This is a genomic window from Methanoculleus nereidis, assembly GCF_032944295.1.
GTDB lineage: Archaea > Halobacteriota > Methanomicrobia > Methanomicrobiales > Methanoculleaceae > Methanoculleus > Methanoculleus nereidis.
The window spans coordinates 70,664-86,518 of sequence record NZ_JABFFQ010000005.1 but is presented as its reverse complement, the minus strand read 5'-3'; the positions used below and the strand labels follow the sequence as shown (position 1 = coordinate 86,518).

General features: G+C 61.0%; 16 protein-coding genes. 8 read left to right on the top strand and 8 right to left on the bottom strand.

The features are described from left to right. Positions 1 to 421 precede the first annotated feature (421 nt). A complete protein-coding gene (locus HL657_RS07880) occupies positions 422 to 1,717 on the top strand; it encodes a hypothetical protein (RefSeq protein WP_317296278.1) in 1,296 nt (431 codons plus the stop codon). A 963-nt stretch (positions 1,718 to 2,680) separates the two neighbouring features. Here HL657_RS07880 and HL657_RS07875 read toward each other — a convergent pair. The 4 genes from HL657_RS07875 to HL657_RS07860 all read right to left on the bottom strand — a co-directional run bounded on the left by HL657_RS07875 (position 2,681) and on the right by HL657_RS07860 (position 3,926). Continuing rightward, positions 2,681 to 2,818: a hypothetical protein gene (locus tag HL657_RS07875; protein ID WP_317296277.1), complete on the bottom strand. Its 138-nt coding sequence runs from the start codon at positions 2,816 to 2,818 to the stop codon at positions 2,681 to 2,683. 429 nt (positions 2,819 to 3,247) lie between these two features. Further along, positions 3,248 to 3,397 (bottom strand): hypothetical protein, encoded by a 150-nt coding sequence (locus tag HL657_RS07870; RefSeq protein WP_317296276.1) that lies wholly within the window; start codon positions 3,395 to 3,397, stop codon positions 3,248 to 3,250. Positions 3,398 to 3,496: 99 nt separating this feature from the next. Continuing rightward, the gene (locus HL657_RS07865) at positions 3,497 to 3,727 is read right to left on the bottom strand and encodes a type II toxin-antitoxin system HicA family toxin (protein WP_317296275.1); all 231 of its coding nucleotides are present in this window, start codon (positions 3,725 to 3,727) and stop codon (positions 3,497 to 3,499) included. After that, on the bottom strand, positions 3,714 to 3,926 hold the full coding sequence (locus HL657_RS07860) for a type II toxin-antitoxin system HicB family antitoxin (RefSeq protein WP_074175973.1): 213 nt from the start codon (positions 3,924 to 3,926) through the stop codon (positions 3,714 to 3,716). Before HL657_RS07860 ends, HL657_RS07865 begins: the two co-directional genes overlap by 14 nt. Before the next feature lie 368 nt (positions 3,927 to 4,294). Here HL657_RS07860 and HL657_RS07855 point away from each other — a divergent pair, with 368 nt between their 5' ends. The 6 genes from HL657_RS07855 (at position 4,295) to HL657_RS07830 (ending at position 9,867) form a co-directional block, all read left to right on the top strand. Further along, positions 4,295 to 4,624 carry a hypothetical protein gene (locus HL657_RS07855; protein WP_317296274.1) on the top strand — a complete coding sequence of 110 codons (330 nt, stop codon included), beginning with the start codon at positions 4,295 to 4,297 and terminating at the stop codon, positions 4,622 to 4,624. Between the two features lie 12 nt (positions 4,625 to 4,636). Then, positions 4,637 to 4,915 (top strand): hypothetical protein, encoded by a 279-nt coding sequence (locus tag HL657_RS07850; protein WP_317296273.1) that lies wholly within the window; start codon positions 4,637 to 4,639, stop codon positions 4,913 to 4,915. Between the two features lie 76 nt (positions 4,916 to 4,991). Beyond that, entirely contained in the window at positions 4,992 to 6,164 is a 1,173-nt protein-coding gene (locus HL657_RS07845; protein ID WP_317296272.1) for an AAA family ATPase, read from the top strand. A gap of 199 nt (positions 6,165 to 6,363) precedes the next feature. After that, positions 6,364 to 6,648 carry a hypothetical protein gene (locus HL657_RS07840; protein WP_317296271.1) on the top strand — a complete coding sequence of 95 codons (285 nt, stop codon included), beginning with the start codon at positions 6,364 to 6,366 and terminating at the stop codon, positions 6,646 to 6,648. Then, positions 6,645 to 6,989, top strand: coding sequence for a hypothetical protein (locus HL657_RS07835; protein WP_317296270.1), 345 nt, complete (start codon positions 6,645 to 6,647; stop codon positions 6,987 to 6,989). The genes HL657_RS07840 and HL657_RS07835 overlap by 4 nt, the downstream gene beginning before the upstream one ends. Continuing rightward, positions 6,982 to 9,867, top strand: coding sequence for a hypothetical protein (locus HL657_RS07830; protein ID WP_317296269.1), 2,886 nt, complete (start codon positions 6,982 to 6,984; stop codon positions 9,865 to 9,867). The genes HL657_RS07835 and HL657_RS07830 overlap by 8 nt, the downstream gene beginning before the upstream one ends. Before the next feature lie 265 nt (positions 9,868 to 10,132). Here the strand turns inward: HL657_RS07830 and HL657_RS07825 are convergent, their stop codons facing one another. After that, positions 10,133 to 11,578 carry a nucleotide sugar dehydrogenase gene (locus HL657_RS07825; protein ID WP_317296268.1) on the bottom strand — a complete coding sequence of 482 codons (1,446 nt, stop codon included), beginning with the start codon at positions 11,576 to 11,578 and terminating at the stop codon, positions 10,133 to 10,135. Between the two features lie 147 nt (positions 11,579 to 11,725). On the opposite strand from HL657_RS07825, the gene HL657_RS07820 reads away from it, so the two are divergent. Beyond that, positions 11,726 to 12,433, top strand: coding sequence for an acylphosphatase (locus tag HL657_RS07820; RefSeq protein WP_317296267.1), 708 nt, complete (start codon positions 11,726 to 11,728; stop codon positions 12,431 to 12,433). A 283-nt stretch (positions 12,434 to 12,716) separates the two neighbouring features. Here the strand turns inward: HL657_RS07820 and wecB are convergent, their stop codons facing one another. From wecB to HL657_RS07805, 3 genes are read right to left on the bottom strand one after another with little or no spacing between them, the layout of a single operon-like run. After that, a complete protein-coding gene (gene wecB, locus HL657_RS07815) occupies positions 12,717 to 13,781 on the bottom strand; it encodes a non-hydrolyzing UDP-N-acetylglucosamine 2-epimerase (RefSeq protein WP_317296266.1) in 1,065 nt (354 codons plus the stop codon). Then, positions 13,778 to 14,692 carry a Gfo/Idh/MocA family oxidoreductase gene (locus tag HL657_RS07810; protein WP_317296265.1) on the bottom strand — a complete coding sequence of 305 codons (915 nt, stop codon included), beginning with the start codon at positions 14,690 to 14,692 and terminating at the stop codon, positions 13,778 to 13,780. Before HL657_RS07810 ends, wecB begins: the two co-directional genes overlap by 4 nt. Further along, a complete protein-coding gene (locus tag HL657_RS07805) occupies positions 14,693 to 15,775 on the bottom strand; it encodes a DegT/DnrJ/EryC1/StrS family aminotransferase (protein WP_317296264.1) in 1,083 nt (360 codons plus the stop codon). Between the last annotated feature and the right edge of the window lie 80 nt (positions 15,776 to 15,855).

Sequence of the window (15,855 nt, the reverse complement as noted above, 5' to 3'; positions counted from 1 at the left end):
TAAGAGAACTCCCCCCCTGCTCAACCTCAGGCTACCTATGCGCAAGTGTGCCACAGGGTTAAGTTGAAGGACATGACCTTGGATCTGTATATATTTGCAGTTTCTAAGAATCGCTACCTAATTATGTGATTTTGAGGCAATAGGGCAGGATATTTAGGATATATTCTGCAAGTGCATCTAACTTGATCGAATAAAATATCCGCTGGATAGGAAGGATCGAAGCACAGGCAAAGTAGTCTCTCCTGATCGTTGACCGAAGGAGTTGTCTCTCGTTTGCCCATGGATAAACTCATTGTCATCCCTATTGATCCTAAATGTGCGGAAAATGTCCGCAATTTAGAGATAACATTGATTGCAGTACGAGATGAAAATAGTAAGTTATATCCAATTCCTTGTCATTCCAGTTGTTAGGTGAATCTGGGTGACGTCTGAAATCCTCATTTTAAATAGAGAAGCAGTTGCTCTGGCTGCCGATAGTGCAGCAACGTTGACTGGTGAAAAAATCTTTTCTTCAGCAAATAAGATCTTTAGACTCCGAAAAGATCTGCCCGTTGGGCTAATGATCTATAGTCGAGCGGATTTTTTGGGGATCCCTTGGGAGACTGTCATAGGCCTGTACCGGAAAAAAGATAACGGCGCTGTCTCTCCAAATTTAGAGGATTATGGAAATAGGTTTATAGAATTTTTGTCCACAATAGTCACCCCTGAGATAGAAACTAATTATATCCAGTGCCAAATCGGAAGCGTTCTTGGGGATATTTACCATGAAATTGCCTATACACTTGAGTATATAGAGAGAAGTTATCCTTTAGATGATGAAGATAGAAGAAAAATAGTTGGAGAAACTATTGACCGCCATTATAATTTATGGGATCTTGATTCTATTAAGATGCCCCAGATTGATGAGGAAGAGATCCAATATCTGAGCGACAATTATTCTGACTTTATCGATGATACCATAAATAGAACTTACAACGATCTCCCAACATATACAGATTCGCAGGAAAAACTAAAAGCGATTGCCATAAGCATTTTGACGAAATTCCCAAAATGCTTCCTCCACCCGGGTGCAAGTGGGTTAGTAATTGCGGGCTTTGGAGATGCTCAGATATACCCTTCCTTCTGCTCTCACCTGATCGTAGGTTATTTAAATGGTAAATTAATCTGCATCCCCCAGCAAACAGACGGGATTGATCAGCAAAAGTTATCTGGGATCATTCCGTTTGCTCAGCAGGAGATGGTTTGTACTTTTATGGAGGGTATTGATCCTGCCTATTTGAATGCCCTTACACAATTCCATCATAACATGTTCATGGGCTTTCCAAAGATTGTCTATGATCATGTTAAACAAAGGTTATTGGAGGAAAAGATTGTCCCTGATATCGATCCCAAAATCGAGGGCGAAATATTAGAACGATTACATGAAGTTGGACAGGAGGAGTACGAAGCTGCAGAAAGATACTTTGAGCAGTATCGTTATCTTAATCACAGTAGCAGGGTTATGGGTGTTGTGTCACACCTACCAAAGGATGAGTTAGCTGCAATGGCAGAGACTCTGATCAACTTGACATCCTTTAAGAAGAAGGTAACGATGGATGCACAGACGGTGGGAGGACCCATTGATGTCGCTATTATCTCGAAAAAGGACGGATTCGTATGGATAAAGAGAAAGCATTACTTTGATCGCGAGTTAAACCCCCACTACTTTGAGAAATGATAATTCGAAATGAGGTGATTAGAGTGCAGAAAAGCGATTCTAAATCCATCCTAATGGATGCTTCCCAGCCTGGAAGATTGAATGAGTTTAACTACCCCTTCATAACGGGAATTCAATTGTGTGTCCATCCGGATCGCTTTGAATTGGGTAATGCGATCGCCACCAAGACATTAAAAAGGATTGAGCGAAAGTTGGCGAGATAATATCACTTATCTCTGCCAGAGAACAAGTTTTCTCTGGCAGAGATTGAGGATGGCCTCGGTCAGCGCCTCCTAGAGGAGGAATGGACCTAGAAACGGACAGACCTAGTACAGATCACAGAGGTAGGGGTTGAAGCCCTGCGTGGTACATTTGAGCCCCATATCTCCTCCAAAGGCTGCTCTAGGCCGATCCGATGCACACCGCGGCTTTACTCTCTGCGATACGATATGGCGAGATCTGAAGTTCCTGGCTCGTTCCCCCGGTTGCAAGCAGAATCTGAGGGAGAAACTGAAATAATGGCAGTGTTGAGCGACAGGATGCCAGATTCATATTTGCACCTTTGCGCCAGGTTTACACCGGATTTTCAGGAAAAGTGTAAACAAAGATGCCGGTCATACCAGAGAGAATCCTGGAATTTGAGGTAGATATAGAGATATATGTACAGATGAGAATAGTAGTTTGCACCATTTACACCAGGAACGGAGAGCCTCCCCGGGGGGGCAACCCGGGCCCGGGTGCCTGTGAAATCCGGGGTGGTGCAAACATCCCGGAGATACCCAAAGACTGCCGGCGGATCAGAAAAATGGGTGCAATACGGGGCTTTTTGTGGTGCAAACCAGGGTGCAAACGAGGTGCAAGGGGGTGCAAAGGTGTAAACCCGGTCAACCCCGGCGGCCAGGAGCGACCCGGGGCGTATCTCGCCGGGCGGGGCTCGACCCCGGTTGGTGAGACCGCTGCGGATTGGATAAGAACGATCTCCCTTCACCCCCCGCCGAGCACCCTCACGATCACCGCCACCACCCCGCCGACGACCCCGCCGGCCCCGGCGCTGATCGTCGAAACCCTCTTCTCTCGCACCTTACGGTGCTCGAACTCCTGCCCCGCACCTTCGGTGCTCATGCTCCGGCCCTTCGGGCCATCGCACCCTGCGGCCAGTCGTTCCTCTCCAACCTTCTCCGCCCGCCAACCCTCCAGCGCCCGGAGCCTGCTCTCAAAGTCCTCGTTCGGAGACCTTCGGTCTTCTCACGCTCCGGTTCTAACGAACCGTCGCGAGTCGCACCTCACGGTGCTCCCGCTCCCGCCCTGCGGCCGGTCGTGTCCCACTCCTCCATCTGTTGCAGCGCTCTACAGATCCACTTCACGTCCCGGTTCGTCTCGTAAGACCGAGCTCCCGGGTGGTCTTCTCCCCGGTCATCCTGGTAATCCTCCTGGAGAGCAATAGGATGCCGGAGAGAAAAAGCCTGGCCGTAAGGGTTATATGCAGAAAAAAGGCGGAGCGTTGTGCATCCGGCCGGAGGATGGGGTGCCGGGTCCGAAAGCCACCCGGCCTCACCCGGTGAGTTCGACCTCGCCGGCCGCGAGAGGCCGGCAGCAAAGCCTGCCGCTATGGAAATCTTTCATCACGGCATCGATCTTTTGGGAAACTTCCGCGCTGTAGTACGCCTCGCCGCACCGGTCGCAGATGTGAGATCGGGACATCCCGGACGACAATGATCTCGTCCCCTACCCGTGCAATAAATTCGGTCTTCCCTTCCTGCAGGGTTCCGTGCATCTCTCCGGGGTGATTCCGCATCCTTTTCAGAGATGCCGGGCAAAATCGTCGGGATCGATCTTCGCCAACTTCAGAACTCCGCGGAGTGTGCCGATCTTCAGTTCGTCGTGCAACGGGACGACTGTCCCCACCTTACCGCCGGGCATCGCCTTTGACATACGCACATGGCTCCCGGTCCGCCCGCTGACGACGAATCCATACTGTTTTGAGAGTATCTTTATCACGGTCTCGCCCGATACCGGCTTAAGCCCGGGCACCCTCGGTCACCTCAAACGTCGTGATGATCGGCCTTCTCCCGTCTTCCAGCGGGAATTCTTCTAAGTACAACTCCGTAGCCTCTTTGAGGTTGGCTACCGCCTCCTCTACTGTCCGACCCTGGCTGACGGTGCCGACCTCCGGGCACTCCGCGATGTACATATCTTCTTCCCTGTAGAGCACGGCCGTGAACGTCCTCATGATCTCACCGATAGAATAGCATCTCTCTTTGTGGTGATAATACTGACCGACGTGTTCGGGTGGTCATCTCTCCGGTCATCCCGGGAGCCTTCCCGGGGGCCAGCAGGATGCCAGAGAGAAAAATCTGGCTGTAACGCTTATATTCACGAATCCAAGCCCAATCCGGCCTCCCCGATAAAGTCAGGCTAATCCCCTCCCGCGTCTACCCTATAAGTGTCTGTCATATTCCCGGGAGCATGCAGGCCACGGAAGACGCTTCGCGTCTTCCTATCAGACACAACCAGAGGGTTGCGCCGTGCCACGGAAGATGCGGAGCATCTTCCTGCTAGGCACGACCTGGAGCGTTGTGCCGTGAGGAGATACCAACCATGGCAGACTTCGTGCAGAAGACCGTCAACAAAACGGCGGTCCGGGACCTCGCCGTCCCGATCGCCACCGTAACGTCGTTTAACACCCTCATCGAGAGCGTCATCGAGGACAACCCGTTCGGGTGCGTCGGGTATACGACCAAGGCCGGCGAGACCATCGCCGCCGTCATCCGGAACCGCGAGCACTACACCGCGAAGGTGAACTTCCTCGACGGCGAGGGCAAGCGGGTGGGCAACGTCTCGCTCCAGTCCCCGACGATCGCTGCGTTCGAGGCGAACGCCGCCGAGGTCATGGGCAACGCCGCCCTTGCGACCGCGATGCTCCAGTAGGCACGACGTTCCATGGGAATGCGACGGGCCGGAAGGCCGGAGCTTGAGCACCGTCAGGTGCGAACGGAGTTCGAGCACCAGAGGTGCGAGTTGCGACTCGCGATGGGCGGGGAGGCCGTCCGCGACGAGCCCCACGAGACCTACTACTGTCAGCTCAAGTCCCACGACCCCGCCGGTCGCGACTCCTACGCCACCTTCACCAGAAAGACCGCCCGGATCTCGTCCTACCAGGACGACGCCATCAAGACCACGGTCGAGACCTGGGCCGACGGCATCCCCTGGCTCGAGTGAAGCGGGGAATACCCCCCTTCACTTTCAACCCGCGCACGGCTCCTTGTTATCTACTACCTCTTCTCCAATCTCTCCTATGACGCACTCGCCCCTTCTCCGCAGTGACCAGACCCTCTTCAGAGATCCCGACGTCTTCGAACTCACGTTCGTCCCCGAGCACCTCCACCACCGCGACGCCCAGGTCAAAGAACTCGCCTTCCTCATCAGCCCGGCCCTCCGGGGCGGGAGCGCCCTCTCCGCCGTCCTCCGCGGGCCGCCGGGGACCGGGAAGACCACCACCGTCCGCCGGATCTTTCGCGAGGTTCGGGAGGAGACGAAGAAGATCGTCCCGGCCTATGTCAACTGCCGCCACGACCATACCCTGCTCGCCGTCCACCGGAGCATCTTCACGCAGGTCGTCGGCTACGCCCCGCCTTCGAGCGGGCGCTACCTCGACGAGATCAAGCAGGGGATCGCGACCCGGCTCCACGACCACGACGCCGCGCTCGTCGTCTGCCTCGACGACGCAGACGACCTCATAGTGGCCGGGACCTACAACACCCTCCTCTACCAGATCCTCCGGCTCTACGAGAAGTGGGACGTCCGGAAGGCCGGGGTCTTCGCCGTCACGAGCAACCTTGACCTGAACCTCGGGGCCGAGGCCGATCCGAGCGTCTGGTCGGTCTTCCACCCGACCGAGATCACCTTCCTGCCCTACTCGAGGACCGAGATCCGCGAGATCCTCGCCGACCGCGCCCAGCAGGGGCTCTATCCGCGGGTGGTGCCGAAGCCGCTCCTCGACCGGATCGCCGGCATCGCCGCCGGCGAGCAGGATATCCGGATCGGGATCGACCTTCTTCGGGCAGCCGTCCTCCTGGCGGAGAAAGACGGCCGCCGGCGGGTCACCCACGCCGACGTCACCGCAGCAGCCCGGGCGGTCACGGCGCCGGCCCTCCGGAACCGGGCAGCGGGGCTCTCGGAAGCCGAGCGAGCACTCGCCTGCTGGATCGCGGAGCGTTCCCACGATGGGGCCGATATGGCCTCGGGGACGGTCTTTGAGGCGGCACAGGAGTATCTCCCGGTCGGGAAGACAACCTACCACGAACACCTCAACGCCCTCACGAGGGCCGGGATCGTCGACCTGGTGCCCCAGAAGGGCCGGGGGCGTGAGGTCCGGCTCCGGTACGATGCCGGGGACGTGGCTGCCGCCTGCAGCTCCCCGGACCGAACCTGCGAAACCCCGAACTCAACCTGCGAAATCCCGAACTGAGCATGAGATCCTAAAATCGCTGGTCTTGCCCCGGATTGAAATTCCCCCTCATATTCTCTGTTTTTGAACTTTTCTAATAACATAAGGCATATATAGAACCTGTTGTTTTTTCCGGGATACTTGGCTCACTCTTTTAACTATCGAAGCCCGAGGAATCTGTATGCGCCGGAGAGAGACCCGGTGCAAGGAGCTACAAGAAATGCAACAGCAACCAGGAACAACCCCGGACAAACGGAGCCCGGGAGGAACCGAACCGAAAACCAGCGGCGGCAGCCCGGATACAAAGTGCCACCACGCGCTCCGCCAGGCCGCCACTGGTACTTCTTCACCCGAGGAGATAAACGTCTCGCCGGTCCCGCTCTTCCTCGTCCCGCGGGCGGTGGCGGACGCGATCCGGCGCCACGGGAGAGCCGTCCGGGAGATCAACGTCAGAAGGACCCGGAACCACCAGTATTCAATAAACGTTGAGCGGGGGCGGCCATGACGCCGGAAGCGGGTACCCTTGCCTGCACGGCAGCGGGCGGGCTCATCGTCCATGTCGAGGCGGAGCGCTGCCGGATCGCGCCTGAGGACGTGCGAAGCCTGATCTTTTCCGGCCGCCCGGCGCCGGTGACGCGGGAACGGGTGCGGCGGACGGGCGGCATCGTCACCTCGTCCGTGACGATCGAGGGGCACGCCGCGGTCAACCCGGCCGGAAGAGCGGTGGTGATCCACCTCCGCGCCGGATCCTGGATCGTCCCGCTCGTCAGCCTCCAACGCGTCGCCCGCGGGGAGGCGGCGAGCGCCCCTCTCTTTCCCCTTGTCGAGGCGGATCTCTATGAGTGAGGAGATCCACCGGGCAGTGGAACTCCTCGACAGCGGCGTGGTCGAGGTCCGGGCGCTCGCCGACGGCGCCACCCATTCAGGGTACTTCGATGACCACACCCTGCTCGCAGGGCAGGTCGAGGCCCTCGACGCCGACCCGGCGGTCGCCGGGATCTATGTCACCTTAAACGCCGTCAACCCGGCCCTCCTCGCCCGCCGGGCGAACCGGATCAAGATGCGCCTCGGAAGAAAAGACGCCACCACCGCCGACGCCGACATCCTCCGCCGGCGCTGGTTCCCGGTCGACATCGACCCGGTCCGGCCGAGCGGGGTCTCCTCGACCGACGCCGAGCACGACGCGGCGCTCGCCGCAACGGAGCGGATCGCGGCATACCTCGCCGAGCAGGGGTTTCCCGATCCCGTCCGGGCCGACTCCGGGAACGGCGCCCACCTCCTCTACCGGGTGGACCTCCCGAACGACGAGGCGGCAACAGAGGTTGTCAAGGGGGCTCTTGTGGCCCTTGACGCCCTCTTCTCGAATGAGACCGTCACCGTCGACACCGCGAACCACAACGCCGCCCGGATCTGGAAACTCTACGGTACCACATCGAGGAAGGGCGACAACACGCCGGAGCGGCCGCACCGGCGGGCGAAGATCCTCGCCGTTCCAGAGAAGGCCGCTGTTGTCCCCCTACAGCGCCTGGAGCACCTCGCCGGGCTCCTCCTCCAGAAGGAGCCTCCGCAGAGAAAGAAGAGCCCCGGCATCGACCTTGCTGCCTGGCTCGCGGAGCACGGAATCGCCGTCCGGAACACACGGCCCTGGCAGGGCGGGACCCTCTTCACCCTCACGGAGTGCCCCTTCTCCTCGGCGCACAAGGACGGCGCGTTTGCCATCCAGTTCGCGAACGGCGCGATCTTCGCCGGCTGCCACCACCAGACCTGCGGCGGGGGCGCCCAGCGCTGGCCCGAACTCCGGGGGATGCATGAGCAAAAGCGAACCCGCACTCCAGAGAAGACAACCGTGGAGGAGAAGCCACCAACCCCTCCTCCCGTCGACGAACACTATGAACGAGCTATCCAGATCCTCCGCGACGGCGACCCGCTCACGTTCCTCCTCGAGACCTTCAACAACGCCCACGTCGGCGACCGGACCGTCGCCGAGTGCCTGGTGATGTCCCTTGCCTCGCAGTCGGTCGAGAACACGAACGGCCTGCACGTCGCCGTCTCCGGCAACTCCGGGAAGGGCAAAACCCATGCCTGCATAACGATGCAGAACCTCATCCCTGACGCCTACAAACTCAAAGGCACTGTGAGCAACAAAGCGCTCTACTACGACGACGACCTCCGGCCGGGGACCGTCCTCCTCTTCGACGACGTCTCGCTCTCCGAAGACCTCCAGGAAGTCCTCAAGTCCGCGACCGCAAACTTCCGCGAGCCGATCGAGCATAGGACCCTCACGACCGAGCGCAAACTCCGGGTCTGCACCATCCCCGAGCGGTGCGTCTGGTGGCTCGCAAAGGTCGAGGATCTCGGCGACGACCAGGTGATGAACCGGATGCTCACGGTCTGGATCGACGATACCGTCGAGCAAGATAAGCGAGTCTTCGACCACATGAAGGAGGTCGAGGCGGTCGGTCGACCCTCGGCCGAAGACGACGTCCTCACCTGCCGGGCGATCTGGGAGACTGTCAAAACCGAGGTCCTCCCCGTCCGGATCCCATTCGCCCGGCGGATCCAGTCCTCCACAACCCAGAACCGCCGGAACCCCGGCATGCTCTTTGACCTGATCAAGTGCCGGGCCCGGCTCTTTTACCTCCAGCGCGACCGGGACGACGACGGGGCGGTGATCGCCCGGGAGGAGGACTTCGCGGCGGCCGCAAAACTCTATACCGCCATCAACGGCGAAGCCGGGGGCCAGGAGACCAAACTGACAAAGAACGAGGCGGCGGCGCTTGAAACCGTCGCTCGGATGGGAGTCGAGGTCTTCACCGTCCGGCACCTCCAGAGCGCCCTCGGCCTCTCCTACTACCAGACCCGGCGGCTCCTCAACGGCTACGTCAGCCGGGGGACACCCTACTCCGGCCTCCTGGAGAAGTGCCCGGCGATCAGCCTCTACGACGCCACCGTGACGGAGGACAGCGAGTACGGGGTCACGGTCCGCCGCCGGGAGCAGTACTTCACGTTCGACGCCGAGGTCTACCGGCAGTGGCGCGGGGGGACCTCCGTCTGGCTGGATGACGATCCTGACGTTGGCAGCAATGGCAGCAGGTTGCAGCAGAATGGCAGCAGTTGCTGCCAACATGAGATCGGGCAGAACGAGGAGAATTCCGGAAACGGCGGCCAGGATCCTGATAGAGATCGATCTCTGTACCTATATGTACAGCAGAATGAGAGAACGGAGAGCACCGGCGAGGCTACTTCCGATGACGACCGGGGTGCCTGTGTTTTCCGCACTGCTGCCAATGAACCGGTGAACCCTGTACATCCTGTCGGAAATGCAGTTCCAGGCCCGAATGCGACTGCACTCATTGGCAGCAGTTGCTGCCAACGTGCTGCCACTGCTGCCACCATCAACCCCGCGGACTACATCCCCCTCCCGGTCGCAAAGGACGAGCCCTGCCACGTCTGCGGCAAGCGGCCGACGTCTTCGGTGAGACGGGGCGGGGGAAGTTACCTCTGCTATGATTGCCTCAAGAAAGCAAAGCGATCGAAGGCGCAGCCGCTCCCGGGGGTTCTTGACCACCGGACGTTCGAACGGACCAAGGTCGACCTCGGCCGGTGCGATGTCTGCAAGGAGTTGAAGGCGGTCTACCACTCGCGGGAGGCACGGACGAATATCTGCGATGCGTGCTACGCAAGGCTCGTCCGGGAGTGGAATGGCCGGGCGGGGGTTCGATAAGCGAAGGTTCGTTATGCGGCTGGCTGGAGGGTATGATTTCCGACGTTCCTCCGGGAACGGAGTCCGAGCGCCGCCAGGTGCGAGTGGCGGGGCTTCAGGGGCAAGAATAGTCTCCTCCGCTCGTGCTCAAATGAGGTGTTTGCCACGAATCGAGAAGGAGGGGCTGTGGCGGTGCGTCCTCAGCATTGCGGGTCCTGCATATTGAAGCGTGTTGCTCCGCCCCGAGTTGGAAACAGCTGTATAGCTGGATTCAAAAAAAGGGGAATTATCCCCGCAACGCGTGCCGGTTCTTGTCGCCCCGGCCGATCCCACGGTAGGAAAAGCCCGCCGCGATCCACGCATCCGGGTCCACGACGTTCCGCCCGTCGACGACCGCCGGGTGCGCGGACCCCGAGAGCTCCTTCACCCGTGCAGGCACCAGCCCCCGGTACTCCTTGTGCCCGGCAAAGACCACCACCGCATCTGCGCCGGCAAGCACCCCCTCGAGGTCCCGCGACAACCCCGGCGGGGCGTCCGGTGACGTCGCCGGGTCCACCCAGGGATCGTGCACGGCAACCTCTGCACAGGCCGCGATGGCCGCATCGCGGAACGGCTCCGCCGGCGTGTTCCTCGCGTCGTCGGAGTCGTTGATGAAGGCCCAGCCAAGCAGCGCGATCTTCGAGCCCGCGAGACCCTTCCCTACCTCGCCGAGCGCCGACTCCGCGAGATGCAACATATGTTCGGGCATGAAGTCGTTGATCCCGCGGGCGAGGGTGTAGAGCGATTCCCGGCCGGGAGGATAGTCCAGTTCCCCGCCGAGGACCTGCACCCCCCGCTCCAGGTGGTAGGTGTCCTTCGTCAGGCAGTGGCCGCCGACCCCGGCCCCCGGCCAGAGGATCGCCCGGGTGATCCCCTCGCCCTCGAGCGACGCCACCCCGGCCCGGACGTCGTAGACGTTGATCCCCATCGCCTCGCAGTAGAGGGCGAGCTGGTTGATGGCCGCGATCTGGAGGTCGCGGAAGGTGTTCTCGGCGGTCTTCGTCACCTCGGCCGCGGTCGCGGTCATCGGGATGACCGTTCCGGACGTGAGCACCGGGGCGTAGAGCTCCACCGCCCGCCTCGTGCTGACCTCGTCGATCCCGCCGACGATCCGGTCGTGCTCGCGGATGTTTTTGAGGAGCCGGCCGACCATCACCCGCTCGGGCGCATGCGCCAGTGCAAAATCCTTCCCGGCGACAAGCCCGGACTCGCCCTCCAGGATCTCGCGGGCCATCCCGGCGGTCGTGCCGGGGGTGATCGTCGACTCGAGGACGACGAGCGTCCCCGGCGTGAGATGCCGCCCGGCGTTCCGGAGCCCCTCGACGAGCGGCGTGAAGTCCGGCAGGAGGTCCTTCTTGTCCTTAAACGGCGTCTGGATCGCGAGGGTCACCGCGTCGCACTCCGCGATCTTCGAGAAATCCGCGGTGCAGGAGAATTTCCCCGCGCCGACGACCTTTCCGAGCAGTTCTTCAAGCCCGGGCTCCTCGCCCTTGAGCGGCGACTCCCCGCGGTTGAGCATATTGATCTTGTAGCCGGAAGAAGCGGAGTCCCGCTGGAAGCCGTAGACGTGTTCGAAGTGCGGGACGTCCGCAAAGAGCGCCGCCGCCGGGATGCCGACGTAGCCCATCCCGATGACGCCGATCCGCCGGATTGGGCCGCGTTTCTTGATGAGTGTTGCGAGGTTCTCGGTCATTGTATGCATCTTAAGTTTGTCTTCAGGGTTGATATTCTGTCTCCTGCACCCCCTTTTGCGGTGCAGGCAAGGGTCCAAAGAGAGCTTCGCCGGGTGAAGTGCAGGTCCGGAGAAACTATTTATGTCCGCCATACAGAGTGAAATTGAATGAAACGATTTGTGGCCATTGCACGGGGGCGTGTCCAGCGGGTCGGCTATCGGGAGCGTGTGTACAACGAGACGTTTGAACGGAATATCTCGGGGTACGTGAAGAATCTCGATACCGGGGAGGTCGAGATCGTCGCAGAGGGGAGCGAAAAGGATCTCCGGGATTTCATCAACGAGATCAATATCATACGAAGGCCCATTGCAGTCAAATCGTTCACCGTCAGGTGGGAAGAAGCAACAGGGGAGTACGCCGATTTTGAGATCATCCGGGGAGACATCCAGGAGGAGACGTTCGAGCGGATGGATTACGCCGGGAATGTATTGCACAGCATGGATATGAAATTCGACCAGATGCTGGACAAGCAGGATCAGACCATCCAGGTCGGCAAAGAAACCCTCCAGGTCGGCAAAGAAACCCTCCAGGTCGGCAAAGAAACCCTCCAGGTCGGCAAAGAAACCCTCCAGGTCGGCAAAGAAACCCTCCAGGTCAGCAAAGAAACCCTTCAGGTTGGCAAAGAAACCCTCCAGGTCGGCAAAGAAACCCTCCAGGTCGGCAAAGAAACCCTTCAGGTCGGCAAAGAAACAAAAGAAGAGATTTTCGGGCTCCGGAGTGATACCAAAAAGCACCTTGATGACGAATTTGCAGAGATGAGAAAGGAACTCGTCTCCATCAAGGAGGCGCTCGTCCGGGCAGGTATCCAGGTCTGAATACCTCTCCATCCCGCGTCAACTACCCTGGGCCGTGCGTGCAGTTGTCCTGGGGGTGAGGTCGCACCCGACTTCCTGATCCTCGCTCATCGAGAAAAGGCGTCCGGATGGCGAGGGTCACTGCATCGCACCCGGCGACTATCCTGAGCAGTTCCGCAAGCCCCTCGCCCTTGAGCGGCGACTTCCCCGGTTGAATCTTTACCCCGACAAGGGGGAGTTTCGCTGGAAGCCGTAGACGTGCTCGATACCCGGCACATCTATTGTCTGCATCTCTTTTTCGTATTCAGGGTTCATATTCTGCGATGATCGCGGCGATCCGCGCGGCAGCATGCCCGTCGCCGAACCGGGCTGAATGCTGCCGGCGCGCGCCGCCGGCCCTCTCGGCCTCGGCAACGATCCGGTCGGCATCCGCGCCGACGAGGACGTTCCAGCCGTCCTCGATTGTCTCGACCCACTCGGTGTTCTCCCGCAGGGTGACGCACGGCACCTCAAGGATGTACGCCTCCTTCTGCACGCCGCCGGAGTCGGTCAGGACCGCACGGGCGCCGGAGAGAAGGGCGAGCATATCGAAGTAAGGGAGCGGTTCAACCACCCGGACATTCGCCGCGGGCACGATCCCGTACCCGGCGAGCTTCTTCTGCGTCCGGGGATGGACCGGGAAGACCACCGGTCCATCGAGGCGCGAAAACGCCTCCATGATCGCCCGGAGAGCCGCGGGATCGTCGGTGTTCCCTGCACGGTGGACCGTGGCGAGGTAGTATCCCTTCGGCGAGAGGCCGAAGTCCGCGAGGGCGGTGGACCGCTCCCTGGCGAGAGGAAGGTTCTCCCGGAGCGCGTCGACCATCACGTCGCCGGTGAGGTGGACGCCCGCGGTCACCCCCTCGGCCGCGAGGTTTCCGACGGCCGTCGCCGTCGGGCAGAAGAGGAGGTCCGAACAGTGATCCGTCAGGACCCGGTTCACCTCCTCGGGCATCCGGCGGTCAAAACTCCGGAGCCCCGCCTCGACGTGCGCCACCGGCACGTGCATCTTCGCCGCCGCGAGCGCTCCCGCGAGCGTCGAGTTCGTGTCCCCGTAGACGAGGACGATCTCCGGCTCCTCCTTCGCGATCACCTCCTCGATCGCGGCGAGCATCCGGCCGGTCTGGACCCCGTGGCTCCCCGACCCGACCTCGAGGTGGTGGTCGGGCGCCGGGATCCCGAGGTCGCGGAAGAAGACCTCCGAGAGGAGGTAGTCATAGTGCTGCCCGGTGTGGACGAGGACCTCCTCATGGACCTTCCGCAGTTCCCGCGAGACCGGGGCGCACTTGACGAACTGCGGCCGGGCCCCGACGACCGAAAGGACCTTCATGCCGCAAGGCTCCGGGAGATCGCCTCGCAGACCCGGACGTTTGAGAGCCCCTGCGCCGGCGTGACCGTGAAAGGTTTGCCGTCGCGGGCGGCCCGCAGGAACGTCGAGAGTTCGATCTTTAAGGGCTCGACCTTGTTCACCAGGAGCTTTTCGATGATGTTCTCCTGGCGGTAGAGCCCGTTCTCCTGCCCGTAGATCTCAGGCTTTTTGTAGACGTAGACCTCCTGGGTCATGAAGTCGCCCTCGATCGTCCGGTCCTCTTCCTCGATGTAGAGGGACCGGACCTTCTTTGAGGACTTCCGTGAGGCCGAGAGGTAGACCGGCGTCCGCCCGAAGGCCGCGAGGGCCGCGGCGACGTCTCCGGTCCCGCTCGCCGTCAGGGTGTATTCCCGCCCGGGGAAGAGGACATTGAAGGCGACGTCGATGTCGTGGATCATCAGGTCCTCGACGACCGTCGATCCGCTCACCCGTGCCGAGGCCGGGTTGTGCCGGTGGAAGGAGACATAGAGGGGGTCCTGCACGACCCGCGCAACCTCGGTGACGACCGGGTTGAACCGCTCGATGTGGCCGACGCCGACCGTCAGCCCGTCGGGGATCTGGGCGATCAACTGCTCGCACTCACGGACCGTGAGGCAGAGGGGCTTTTCGATGAGGGTGTGCACCCCGGCGGCGATGACCTCTCCCGCCGTCTTGAAGTGGTAGGGGGTCGGGACACAGGCCGAGACGCAGTCAGCCTTCCGGAGGAGTTCCTCCATCGAGCGGCAGACCTCCGCCCCGGTGGCGGCGGCGACCTCTTCGGCGGCCTTCGTATTCAGGTCGTAGACGTAGGTCGTCCCGACCTCTTTCAGCTCGGAGTAGACCCGAACATGGTTCCTGCCCATGACGCCGGTGCCGATGACGCCTGCATCCATTTAGATCACCCCGTTGATCGTCTCGCAGACGTGGGCCCGGGCCGAGTCGGTGACGTTCGGGTGGACCGGGATCGAGAGGACCGAGGCCGCGAGCGACTCCGCGACCGGGCAGGCCGCGGCCCCGGCGTAGAAGGGCTGCCGGGAGAGGGCGACGGGATAGTGGACGGCGCAGCCGACCCCGTGCTCGCGGAGGTAGGCCATGAACTCGTCCCGCGAGAGGGGGAACGCGTCGGTGAGCCGGAGGGAGTACTGGTGCCAGACATGGGTCCGGCCGGCCGCGACCGACGGCAGCACCAGCCCGGGCGCCGTGATATGAGTATCATAGTAAGCGGCGTTCTCCTGCCGGCGGCGGTTGAAGCCGTCGAGTTTTCCAAGCTGCACCCGGCCGAGCGCGGCGGCGATATCGGTCATGCGGTAGTTGTAACCGAGCTCGGTATGAAGGTACTTCTCGCTCTGGCCGTGATTGATGATCCGGCGCAACCGCGCATCGTACTCGTCCGATGCAGTCGTCACCATCCCGCCCTCCCCGGTCGCCAGGTTCTTCGTCGCGTAGAAGGAGAAACAGGCGAGGTCGCCGAGCGCCCCTGCCCGCTTCCCGCGGTACTCCGCCCCGTGGGCCTGGGCCGCGTCCTCGATGAAGACGAGACCCTTATCGTCGCAGATATCCCGGATCGCCCCGGCGTCGCAGGGCTGCCCATAGAGGTGGACGCCGATCACGGCTTTCGCCTTCGGGGTGACCTTCGCGAGAACGTCGGCCGGGTCGAGCGTGGCGGTCGCCGGCTCGACGTCGGCAAAGACGGGGCGGGCACCGCACATCGAGACCGAGGAGGCGGTCGCAAAGAACGTGAAGGCCGGGACGATCACCTCGTCGCCCGGCCCGACCCCGGCGGCGAGCAGCGCCGCGTGGAGAGCGGCGGTCCCGTTCGAGACGGCAACGGCGTGGGGAACACCGCAGCAGGCGGCGAACTCATCTTCAAAGGCAGCGGTGACCGGGCCCTGGGCGATCATGCCGGAGGCAAGGACAGCGAGGACGGCTTCGTTCTCCTCTCTTCCAAGGGAGGGTTGGGCGATGGGTATGTGCATGGATATCTGGCTCCAGAAACAGATGTGAATTTTCTTTCGCGTAGGCTCATATACGGGTTTTCTTTTTGACGCAAGAGGTT